The 8,757-nt window shown below is 66.8% G+C and carries 11 protein-coding genes and 1 pseudogene; 6 read left to right on the top strand and 6 right to left on the bottom strand.

The window, feature by feature from the left end; genetic code table 11:
• Nucleotides 1-518: sunset domain-containing protein (locus tag AC2VON_RS00220; RefSeq protein WP_486951139.1), on the top strand; the 518-nt coding region annotated here is incomplete at its 5' end.
• 52 nt (nucleotides 519-570) lie between these two features.
• On the opposite strand, the gene AC2VON_RS00215 is transcribed toward AC2VON_RS00220, so the two are convergent.
• The gene (locus tag AC2VON_RS00215) at nucleotides 571-1,047 is read right to left on the bottom strand and encodes a nuclear transport factor 2 family protein (protein WP_486951138.1); all 477 of its coding nucleotides are present in this window, start codon (nucleotides 1,045-1,047) and stop codon (nucleotides 571-573) included.
• Nucleotides 998-1,675, bottom strand: coding sequence for a helix-turn-helix transcriptional regulator (locus AC2VON_RS00210; protein WP_486951141.1), 678 nt, complete (start codon nucleotides 1,673-1,675; stop codon nucleotides 998-1,000). Before AC2VON_RS00210 ends, AC2VON_RS00215 begins: the two co-directional genes overlap by 50 nt.
• A 229-nt stretch (nucleotides 1,676-1,904) precedes the next feature.
• On the opposite strand from AC2VON_RS00210, the pseudogene AC2VON_RS00205 reads away from it, so the two are divergent.
• A pseudogene (locus AC2VON_RS00205) lies at nucleotides 1,905-2,155 on the top strand (GTP cyclohydrolase I); the annotation flags it as partial.
• A gap of 27 nt (nucleotides 2,156-2,182) precedes the next feature.
• Here the strand turns inward: AC2VON_RS00205 and lexA are convergent.
• A complete protein-coding gene (lexA, locus tag AC2VON_RS00200) occupies nucleotides 2,183-2,914 on the bottom strand; it encodes a transcriptional repressor LexA (RefSeq protein ID WP_486951137.1) in 732 nt (243 codons plus the stop codon).
• A 209-nt stretch (nucleotides 2,915-3,123) separates the two neighbouring features.
• Here lexA and AC2VON_RS00195 point away from each other — a divergent pair, with 209 nt between their 5' ends.
• The 3 genes from AC2VON_RS00195 (at nucleotide 3,124) to AC2VON_RS00185 (ending at nucleotide 4,773) form a co-directional block, all read left to right on the top strand.
• Nucleotides 3,124-3,615, top strand: a complete 492-nt coding sequence (locus AC2VON_RS00195; protein WP_486951136.1) for a LysM peptidoglycan-binding domain-containing protein — start codon at nucleotides 3,124-3,126, stop codon at nucleotides 3,613-3,615.
• Nucleotides 3,616-3,796: 181 nt separating this feature from the next.
• On the top strand, nucleotides 3,797-4,261 hold the full coding sequence (gene nrdR, locus AC2VON_RS00190; protein WP_486951135.1) for a transcriptional regulator NrdR: 465 nt from the start codon (nucleotides 3,797-3,799) through the stop codon (nucleotides 4,259-4,261).
• 26 nt (nucleotides 4,262-4,287) lie between these two features.
• Complete coding sequence (locus AC2VON_RS00185) at nucleotides 4,288-4,773, top strand: peroxynitrite isomerase (RefSeq protein ID WP_486951134.1); 486 nt, start codon at nucleotides 4,288-4,290, stop codon at nucleotides 4,771-4,773.
• Here AC2VON_RS00185 and AC2VON_RS00180 read toward each other — a convergent pair.
• Both AC2VON_RS00180 and AC2VON_RS00175 read right to left on the bottom strand, forming a co-directional pair.
• A complete protein-coding gene (locus AC2VON_RS00180) occupies nucleotides 4,745-5,749 on the bottom strand; it encodes an alpha/beta fold hydrolase (RefSeq protein WP_486951140.1) in 1,005 nt (334 codons plus the stop codon). The two genes, AC2VON_RS00185 and AC2VON_RS00180, sit on opposite strands and share 29 nt — an antisense overlap.
• 52 nt (nucleotides 5,750-5,801) lie before the next feature.
• Complete coding sequence (locus AC2VON_RS00175) at nucleotides 5,802-6,779, bottom strand: proteasome assembly chaperone family protein (RefSeq protein ID WP_486951133.1); 978 nt, start codon at nucleotides 6,777-6,779, stop codon at nucleotides 5,802-5,804.
• A 232-nt stretch (nucleotides 6,780-7,011) separates the two neighbouring features.
• Here AC2VON_RS00175 and AC2VON_RS00170 point away from each other — a divergent pair, with 232 nt between their 5' ends.
• Nucleotides 7,012-8,085 carry a DUF4192 domain-containing protein gene (locus AC2VON_RS00170; protein ID WP_486951132.1) on the top strand — a complete coding sequence of 358 codons (1,074 nt, stop codon included), beginning with the start codon at nucleotides 7,012-7,014 and terminating at the stop codon, nucleotides 8,083-8,085.
• Between the two features lie 52 nt (nucleotides 8,086-8,137).
• Here AC2VON_RS00170 and AC2VON_RS00165 read toward each other — a convergent pair.
• Nucleotides 8,138-8,757, bottom strand: a 620-nt coding sequence (locus AC2VON_RS00165) for a metal-dependent transcriptional regulator (RefSeq protein WP_486951131.1), incomplete at its 5' end; no start/stop codon positions are given.

The raw sequence follows: 8,757 nt of genomic DNA, 5'->3' as shown, positions 1-8,757 counted from the left end.
ACGCCGACGCCGGCGAAGACGAGCAGTGGTCGAGAGCCCACGGCGGACCTGACACCAGCGTGCGGTTGCCGAGCCGGTATGGCGAGCCGCCCGGCGGTTCGCCATCCGGTGTGGATCTGCTGGGCCGATCGGGGTCGGGCACGGACTGGGCGGCCGGCCTGTCCACCGATCTGGCAACCGCGGTCAAGGAGTCCGACGATGTGGACACCGCGCCCACCCGCATACCGTCGGACGAACAGTTCGGTACCGGACGACACGCCGCGGTGACCCACTCGGACATCGGCACGGACTTCGCTGCGGGGCCGGGTGTCCCCCGGTCTGGTGTACCGGCACATCCGGTGATGCATCTTCCGCTGGACGACCCGTACCAGGCGCCGTCGGGATATCCGGTGAAGGCCAACATCGGCTCCGGCCTCTATTACACGGCTGAAAACGCCCTGTATGACGACACGCTGGCCGAAATCTGGTTCGCCAGCGAGGAAGCCGCCCAGCAAAACGGCTTCATCAAAGCCAGGTAGCCGGCCGGCTCCACCGGTGGCGCTGGCAGCTGCCGATCAGCGCATCAGCACGTCAGCGTACCGGCAGTGTCGGTTCCCGCTCGGTGTCGGGGCGAGCGCTGAAGATGCGCCGTTGGTCTTCGGTGATCGGGATGTCGTCGATGCTGGATTCGCGGCGGCTCATGCGACCGTCGTCGGCGAACTCCCATAGCTCGTTGCCGTAACTGCGCCACCACTGTCCGTCGGAGTCCCGGCTCTCGTATTGATAGCGCACCGCGATCCGGTTGCCGTGGCAGCACCACATCTCCTTGCGCAGGGCGTAGTCCAGCTCGCGTGCCCACTTGCGGCGCAGGAACTCCACGATCTGCGCACGCCCGGTGATGAACTCGTCACGGTTGCGCCACACCGAGTCTTCGGTGTAGGCCCGGGCAACCCGTTCCGGGTCGCGGGTGTTCCAGGCGTCCTCGGCGGCCTGCACCTTCTGCAGCGCGGACTGCTCGTTAAAAGGCGGGCACGGCGGTACCGGCGGATTCCCCGGAATTGCAGACATGACAGGCTCCTCTGACCTTGAGTTTTGACGGCTCCGCCAGACTCACCACGACGCAGCACCGGCCCTCCCGCGGCGCCAGCACCGCCCGGTTCGGCGACTCACCTACTCCTTCGAGCATGCCCTGGATCAGCTGGAGGTTGAGCTCACACACCAGCTCGGTATGGGAGCGGGCGAGCCGGTCGAACGGGCAGTTCCGCAATTCGATGTCGCCGTCCGGGGTCACCGCGGGCTCATAGCCCCACTCGTACAGCGCATTGACCACACCGTGGTCGGATGCGCTGACCCGCCCCACCCTGCGGGCCTCCGCGGCCACCGCGGATCGGACCGCCTCCGCGTCGTCGCCGGCCATGACGGCGACTAACAGGTCGGCCAGCAAACCGTAATTTCGCGGCGGCACGCTCACCGACAGTTCCCTGCGGGTACGCGCATAGCGTTTCGCAGGGCGGCCGGCGCCCGGACCGGACCGCCCGGCTGGCCGTGCGTAAGTCACCGACAGAATCCCCGCCTCGGCCAGCTTGTCCAGGTGGTAGGCCGCCAAGGTGCGGCCGATGGAGACGGCGGCTGCCGCGGCGTCGCGCGCCACCGGCTCGTCACACGACGAGACGTACTCATAGAGGCGCCGTCGCATCGGGTCGTCCAAACTGGTCAACCCGGCCAACGGATCGCGATCGTTACCCACGTTGGCCTCCACGCATCCAATGTAACACCAACAAAACTTGACAAATAGACCCGGCGCCCAATCTAAAAACATTCAACATTGTCGATACAGGAGCGTGATATGTCCGCAGCCACACACGCCGCTCCACGGCTGGTCGATCGTCCGGTTCCGGATCTGGCCGCCGCCGAACAGGCCACCGGCTCGGGTGGTGGAGTATTTCGCCTGCCGGTCTCAGGTCCAGGAGCGGCTGACCAAGCAGGTGGCCGATTGGCTCACCGATCACCTGCGCCCGCGCGCGGTGGGCGTGTTGGTTCGCGCCGAACACACCTGTATGACGCTGCGCGGCGTGCACGATACCGGCTCCAGCACCGTCACGTCCGCCCTATTGGGCAGCCGCGTAGCGATCCGCGATCACGTCAGGAGTTCTTTTCCCTCGTCGGGAATCTGTGACTGATCCAGTCGGGGCGGGCCGGCCCGTCAGATTTTGCGCAGTACCGTGACCACCTTGCCGAGCACCGCCGCGTCGTTGCCCGGGATCGGGTCGAACGCCGGGTTGTGCGGGATCAGCCAGACCTGACCGCCGGTGCGTTTGAAGGTCTTGACGGTGGCCTCGCCGTCGATCATCGCGGCAACGATGTCGCCGTTGTCGGCGACGTTCTGCTGCCGTACCACCACCCAGTCGCCATCGCAGATCGCCGCGTCGACCATGGATTCACCGACCACTTTGAGCAGAAACAGCGCACCCTCGCCGACCAGTTCGCGGGGGAGCGGGAAAACGTCCTCGACGGCTTCCTCGGCCAGGATCGGACCACCGGCCGCAATGCGTCCGAGAACGGGAACGAATGTGGGTTCGGGCAGATCGCCGGCACCGGCTCGCGAGCCGCCTTCGGTCCCCGGCGCGGCCGGTGCGCCGGCCGCCGCGTTCTTGGGTGGCCGCACGTCGACCGCGCGAGGACGGTTCGGGTCACGGCGCAGGTAGCCCTTGCGTTCCAGTGTGCGCAGCTGGTGGGCGACCGAAGATGTCGAGGTCAGCCCGACGGCGTCACCGATCTCCCGGATGCTGGGCGGGTAGCCGCGCTCGTTCACTGAAGTACGGATCACGTCCAGGATGGTGCGCTGTCGGACGGTCAACGTCGGGTCCGATGCCGGTAGGCGTTTCGGGACGGCGCGTCGCGTACCGGTGGCTGAGTCGTGGCTGGTGTCGCTCATGGGATCGAATGTAGTCGCTTTCGAGCAGATGACCAAACACATGTTCGAGGCGTGTCGCGGCGCACCCACCGCAATGTCGGTGGGCGGGCCTAAAGTCAGTTTCGGATCGCGAGAATCGCCCGAATGTTCGATATTCGAACGTAAGATCGACTAGTATTCGAACATAAAAGCGATAACCTTCAGATGGCGACAGGACGGAGGAGACGAGCATGACGCTCATCGAGATGGTTCCACCGGCTACGCAACCGGCGTCCGGACGGTTCCGGGTCATTCACGCGGGCCGGGAAATGGACTGGGCGCGTCGCACCAGACCGGTGCGGTCGCGGCCGGGCGGTGCTCGAACACGTTACCGGGGCTCCGGCGTGCTGATGTCTCGGGCATCGCATCGGCCACCTCCCATCCGGCCCATCACCGCCGTGACCGCTGTCGCGCTCGCGTTGGGCGCCGCCCTGATCACGGTGTGGTTGGGCGTGCTGGCTCACTTCGGTGGAGTGGCTGCGGGCAGCGCCGGTACCCGAGCCGCGGTACCCGAGCAGCTGGGCGTGGTGCGAGTACAGACCGGGGAGAGCCTGCAGCACCTGGCGGTAAGGGTGGCGCCGGACGCGCCGACCGCCCAAGTGGTGGATCGCATCCGCGAACTCAACCGGCTGGACTCGGTGGTGTTGGATGCCGGTCAGATTCTGATCGCACCTATCGGTTGAGTGCCGCGTGTCCGGCCAACTCCGATCGTCCACCAGCGCAGTTGGGCACGGCCTTTCGTCCGCATCTCGCCCGGCGGCCCCACCGCCGCCGCCTGGCTACCCCGCACCACCCGCGCAGGTACGCTCACAGTTGTCCCAGTTGCCGGAAGCATCCGGTTCCCGGTGTGGCGAAGGAGCGGCCATGCACTGCCCGTTTTGCCGTCATCCTGATTCGCGGGTGGTCGACTCGCGCGAAACCGATGAGGGCCAGGCGATCCGGCGGCGCCGGTCGTGTCCGGAGTGCGGCCGGCGGTTCACCACCGTGGAAACCGCTGTGCTGGCGGTGGTCAAACGCAGCGGGGTCACCGAGCCGTTCAGCCGGGATAAGGTCATCAGCGGTGTGCGCCGCGCATGTCAGGGCCGGCAGGTCGACGACGACGCGCTGAACCTGTTGGCCCAACAGGTGGAGGACTGCGTGCGCGCCGCCGGCTCGCCGGAGGTTCCCAGTAACGAGGTGGGGCTGGCGATCCTGGGACCACTGCGGGAACTAGACGAGGTGGCTTACCTGCGATTCGCCTCGGTGTACCGGTCATTCTCGTCAGCGGATGATTTCGAGCGGGAGATCGAGGCGCTGCGGGCGCACCGCGACGTATCCACGCCCACCTGATGCGGCTCCACAAGTAGGCTGGAACCGTGTCGCCCGACTTGCACCCCAGTCTTGAGGACCTGGCACCGTTGCTGGGTTCGTGGGCCGGCTGTGGCTCGGGCAAGTACCCGACGATCGAGCCCTTCGACTATCTGGAAGAGGTGGTTTTCTCGCATGTCGGCAAGCCGTTCCTGGTATACGGCCAGAAGACCACGGCGACCATCGACGGGAAGCCGTTACATGCCGAGACGGGATATCTCCGTGTGCCCCAACCTGGTTGGGTCGAATGGGTGCTTGCGCATCCCAGCGGCATCACCGAAATTCAGGTGGGCAGCTATTCGCGGACCGGGGATCAGATCGAGATCGGACTGACCGCCACCACGATCGGTTTGACACCGACCGCCAAAGAGGTGACGGCGCTGGGGCGTTCGTATCACCTCCACGGCGATGAGCTGTCGTACATGCTGGAGATGGGTGCCGTGGGCCAAACGCCGCAAAACCATCTCACCGCCACGCTGCGGCGAACGGTCTAATCGATCCCCACTCACCCGGCGAAAACGCGGCGCGATCCGGCTGGGGTGCCGCCCGCTCCGAGATCGCGTGTTCGCAATTGCCGATCCGCAGCAACTCCCGCAGTGCGGTCTCGTCATATTCGGCGGGTTCGGTGCTGTCAATGAAGTTTTCGACGAGGTCGACGAAGCGGTCCGGGTCATCGTGAAACGGAAAGTGCCCCGAGTCGTCGAAAACCTCCAGCCATGAGCCGGGCATCGCGTCATGTGCCACCCAGGCGTGGCTAACCGGGACCACCGCGTCGTGTTTGCCCCAGATGATTTGTACCGGAACGGATTCGGCCAGATAGCAGCGGTTGAGCATGCTGATCACCTGGCCGTGCCAGTCCACCACCGCCCGTAATGTGCGGGTGAACGCCAACAGTGCGCTGGGCTCGTGCAGGGCGGCCAGCACCCGCAGCATGTCGGGAAGGTCGTGACCGACCCGACTCGAGCCGAACACCAGGCCCGCTGCCCGTCCGGCGAGTTGCAGTGCCGGCAGCACCATCGGCAACCGCAGTAACGCCAACGCCTCACCGCCCAGCGGCACCGAGGTAAAGCGCAGGAAGAAGTTGATATCCTTCGTGACACCCCCGGTCCCGACCAGAACCAGCCGTTCGACCAGCTGCGGGAACTGGTAGGCGAACTGCATCGCCACCCCGCCGCCGAGCGAGTGGCCGATTACCGTGACCCGGTCGATCCCGAGGACGCGAAGGAGGTCCCGCATCCTGTTGGCATACGCGGCGACCGAATAGTCCGCGCCGCTCGGTTTCCCCGACTGCCCGTGTCCCAACAGGTCCGGCGCGATCACCGTGAACCTCTCCGCCAGCCGGGTCTGCACACTGGTCCAGGTGGTGGAGTTGTCCCCGATGCCGTGGATGAGCAGCACGACCGGGCCGGTACCGGCGATCCGGTAGGCCCGCCGATGGCCATTGATGGTGCAGATTCGCAACTCCGGCACAGGGTGTCCGGGTGGGTTGCCGGGACGGCCCTTCGTATCGTGGGTCTGGCGATCAGGTTGAGTTGTCACCGCCGGCCTCCTTTCTTGCCCGCTGGGCCAGGAACCGCTCAAACTCGGCGCCGATCTCATCACCGCTGGGCAGATCCTCTTCATGGGACAACAGCGACCGGTTCTCTTGCGCCGCGACGAACGCGTCGTACTGGCGCTCCAGTGCGGTGACCACCTGCGCCACCTCGGCGCTGGCCTCGACCTGCTCGTCGACCTTGATCCGAATCTGGGCCGCCCCGTCGCTCAGTTCCGTCAGCGGCAGTTGCAGCGACCCGGTTTTGGCCACCTGCTCCAACAACACCTGGGCAGCCTCCGGGTAGTCGGTCTGGGCCAGGTAGTGCGGCACGTGCACGGTGAAGCCGACCACTTCGTGACCGTGCTGGGCCATCCGGTATTCCAACAGATTGGAGGCGCTGCCGGGAACCTGGACCTCGGTGATCCACGGTGTGTGGTCGGCGATCAGCTCGCGGTTGTTGGAATGCGCGGTCAGCGTTACCGGCCGGGTGTGCGGAACCGCCATCGGGATGGTGCCCAGCCCGATGGTCTGACGTACGCCGAGCCGCTCGGCCAGCAGCCGCACCGCGGTGACGAACCGCTCCCACCTGAGGTCCGGCTCCATACCCGCCAACAGCAGAAACGGTGTGCCGACGCTGTCGTGCAGCGCGTGCAGGCTCAGCTCGGGTTCCCGGTAATTGGTGAAGTGGTCGGTCTTGAACGTCATCAGCGGCCGCCGGGAGCGGTAGTCGAGCAGCTCGTCGATCGCGAACGAGGCGACCAGTTCGGTGTCTAGCGCCTTCTTCAAATGCTCGGCGGCCAGCTGGATCGCATGGCCGGCGTCGGAAAACCCCTCCAGCGCGTGAACCAATACCGGGCCACGACCGTCGGCGGAGACCAGTCGCGGCGCCGGCAGCTCAAGGTGGTACATCCCGGACTGTTCCGGCTGGTAGCACTGTCCCTGCCCGGGGTTTTGGTCTCGGGCCATGGGTTCCCTCCTCGGATACTTGGGTCGGCGACCTGAACCCAGTGTCGCTTAGATGCGGCGTACACGCCCGTCGACCCGCCTGTATGTTCGAAACATCACAATGCCGCACTGGCATTCCGGGCGTCGTTTCGCGCTGAGCGAAGTTGCACAGTCACGACTTCGTCCACAGGACGGCGGCCTGCGGGAGCTCGGTGGCACGCCGTGGTCGGCGGCGATCGCCACTGTTGCCCGTATGACGACGAAGCAACCCGATTTCACCCTCAACCGGCCCGGTGCGTTGATCGGGGCGCTGCCGGCCATCCTGGGCTTTGTGCCGGAAAAATCACTGGTCCTGATCTCCATCGACGGCGGTGAACTCGGGTCGGTGCTGCGTGTCGACCTCACCGTGCAGCTGGCCGACATGGTTGGCCAGCTGGCCCAGCTGGCACAGGTCGCTGCGGCAGCCGATCCGGCGGCCGCGATCGCTGTAATTGTCGATGCCGACGGCGCGCGCTGCCCGGTGTGCAACGAAGAGTACCGCCAACTGTGCAAGGCACTCACCGAGGAGTTGTCGCGGCGCGACATCGTGTTGTGCGCCGCACACGTGGTGGACCGGGTGGCATCCGGCGGGCGCTGGCACTGTGCCGACGGGTGCGGCGCGGGTGGAGCGGTCGATGATCCCTCGGCGTCACCGCTGGCAGCCGCGGCCGTGCTGGACGGCCGGCGGCTCTACCCGCGCCGCGCCGACCTGCAGGCGGTCATCGCGGCCGATGATCCGGCACGTGCCGCGGTTGCCGCTGTGATCGCCGAACGTGCGGCTGCCCGTGCGGCGGCGGGCCGCGCGGACCCCGACAGCTCCGACGACCGGGCCCGCCGCGACGTCGAAGAGCTGGTGGCCGCGGCGGCGACGGTTGCCGCCGGCAGCCGGCCGGGCGATGCGGAATTGGCCACGCTGGGGTGCACGCTGACCGACGTCACGGTCCGTGACACGTTGTTCGCGCTGGCCGTCGGCGGGAAAGCCGCGGAGGCCGAGACACTGTGGGCGCTGCTGTCGCGCACGCTACCCGAGCCATGGCGGGCCGAGGCGCTGGTGCTGTTGGCGTTCAGCGCCTACACCCGTGGTGACGGGCCGCTGGCCGGGGTGTCCCTGGAGGCCGCGTTGCGCTGTGCACCCACGCACCGGATGGCGAGCATGCTCGATACCGCGCTGCAATCCGGGCTGCGGCCCGAGCGGATTCGTGAACTGGCGGAGACCAGCTACCGGCTTGCGCATCGCATCGGGGTGCGCCTCCCCCCGCGGCGGGAGTTCGGGCAGCGTGCCGGGTGACGGACACCAGATAGTGCCGCATAGCGTCGGGTTTAGACCGGTTTAGACCGGTTTAGACCTTCTCGACCTTCACGGCGTGCGCCATCTCGTGGGGTAGGTCCACATCCACATGACCGGGCATGACGATCGTCACACCACCGGCAGGGTTGGTCGCGGCCGTCACCCGCGCGTTGGGTACCACCCCGGCGTCCTTGAGTCGGCTGATCAGGCCGACGTCGCCCTGTACGTGTTCGGTGAGCTGACGCACCACCACCGCAACGGGCGATCCGGCCGGCAATTCGGTCAACCGGACCAGGTCGGCGTCGCCGGCGCCGACCTGCCGCCCGATGCCGAGATCCAGCAGCCCGGGGATCGGGTTGCCGAACGGCGAGGTGAAGGGGTTGTCGAGTACTTTCAGCAGTCGGCGCTCGACATCTTCGCTCATCACGTGCTCCCAGCGGCAGGCCTCGGCGTGAACCTCTTCCAGAGGCAGCCCGATGACGTCGACAAGCAACCGTTCGGCCAGCCGGTGCTTGCGCATCACAGCGACGGCCATGGCACGGCCCTTCTCGGTGAGCTCCAGATGGCGGTCACCGGCCACCCGCAGCAGGCCATCGCGTTCCATCCTCGACACGGTCTGGCTGACGGTGGGCCCGCTTTGCTCCAAGCGTTCGGCAATCCGCGCACGCAGCG

The sequence above is a fragment of the Mycobacterium sp. TH-M82 genome, assembly GCF_057473605.1.
The sequence above is the reverse complement of the archived record's forward strand: the minus strand, read 5'-3'. Positions and strand labels throughout refer to the sequence as shown.

What these genes read in the sequence shown, in the direction of transcription:
- AC2VON_RS00195 (WP_486951136.1), top strand. Translation starts at nt 3,124, where the DNA reads ATGACGCTCATCGAGATGGTTCCACCGGCTACGCAACCGGCGTCCGGA.
- AC2VON_RS00170 (WP_486951132.1), top strand. Translation starts at nt 7,012, where the DNA reads ATGACGACGAAGCAACCCGATTTCACCCTCAACCGGCCCGGTGCGTTG.
- AC2VON_RS00215 (WP_486951138.1), bottom strand. Translation starts at nt 1,047, where the DNA reads ATGTCTGCAATTCCGGGGAATCCGCCGGTACCGCCGTGCCCGCCTTTT.
- lexA (WP_486951137.1), bottom strand. Translation starts at nt 2,914, where the DNA reads ATGAGCGACACCAGCCACGACTCAGCCACCGGTACGCGACGCGCCGTC.
- nrdR (WP_486951135.1), top strand. Translation starts at nt 3,797, where the DNA reads ATGCACTGCCCGTTTTGCCGTCATCCTGATTCGCGGGTGGTCGACTCG.
- AC2VON_RS00210 (WP_486951141.1), bottom strand. Translation starts at nt 1,675, where the DNA reads ATGCGACGGCGCCTCTATGAGTACGTCTCGTCGTGTGACGAGCCGGTG.
- AC2VON_RS00175 (WP_486951133.1), bottom strand. Translation starts at nt 6,779, where the DNA reads ATGGCCCGAGACCAAAACCCCGGGCAGGGACAGTGCTACCAGCCGGAA.